Source organism: Centipeda noxia ATCC 43541, assembly GCF_000160555.1.
In the GTDB taxonomy this organism is placed as follows: Bacteria; Bacillota; Negativicutes; order Selenomonadales; family Selenomonadaceae; genus Centipeda; species Centipeda noxia.
Genome location: NZ_GG749294.1, coordinates 1 through 656, shown reverse-complemented (window position 1 = coordinate 656; position 656 = coordinate 1). Strand labels below are relative to the sequence as shown.

2 protein-coding genes are annotated in these 656 nt (G+C 57.8%); one reads left to right on the top strand and one right to left on the bottom strand.

Translation table 11 applies throughout. The features are described from left to right. Nucleotides 1–257, bottom strand: a 257-nt coding sequence (locus HMPREF7545_RS10505) for a site-specific integrase (protein WP_428829626.1), incomplete at its 3' end; no start/stop codon positions are given. 87 nt (nt 258–344) lie between these two features. Between HMPREF7545_RS10505 and HMPREF7545_RS10500 the strand changes: the two genes are divergently transcribed. Continuing rightward, nucleotides 345–473, top strand: coding sequence for a type VI secretion protein (locus tag HMPREF7545_RS10500; protein ID WP_001260374.1), 129 nt, complete (start codon nt 345–347; stop codon nt 471–473). Nucleotides 474–656: the final 183 nt, after the last annotated feature.

The following is a 656-nucleotide window of genomic DNA, read 5'->3' as shown; positions in this document are numbered from 1 at the left end:
AACGTTGTGAGGGTAAACAACTGGCGGTATGGATGCGGCGGGACCAGAGAAAAATCACTCAGGGTCAATGCCAGCGCTTCGTTAATACAGATGTAGGTGTTCCACAGGGTAGCCAGCAGCATCCTGCGATGCAGATCCGGAACATAATGGTGCAGGGCGCTGACTTCCGCGTTTCCAGACTTTACGAAACACGGAAACCGAAGACCATTCATGTTGTTGCTCAGGTCGCAGACGTTTTGCAGCAGCAGTCGCTTCACGTTCGCTCGCGTATCGGTGATTCATTCTGCTAACCAGTAAGGCAACCCCGCCAGCCTAGCCGGGTCCTCAACGACAGGAGCACGATCATGCGCACCCGTGGCCAGGACCCAACGCTGCCCGAGATGCGCCGCGTGCGGCTGCTGGAGATGGCGGACGCGATGGATATGTTCTGCCAAGGGTTGGTTTGCGCATTCACAGTTCTCCGCAAGAATTGATTGGCTCCAATTCTTGGAGTGGTGAATCCGTTAGCGAGGTGCCGCCGGCTTCCATTCAGGTCGAGGTGGCCCGGCTCCATGCACCGCGACGCAACGCGGGGAGGCAGACAAGGTATAGGGCGGCGCCTACAATCCATGCCAACCCGTTCCATGTGCTCGCCGAGGCGGCATAAATCGCCGTGA

Bases quoted from the DNA above. Each gene is read 5' to 3' on its own strand.
- HMPREF7545_RS10500 (WP_001260374.1), top strand. From the start codon at position 345: ATGCGCACCCGTGGCCAGGACCCAACGCTGCCCGAGATGCGCCGCGTG.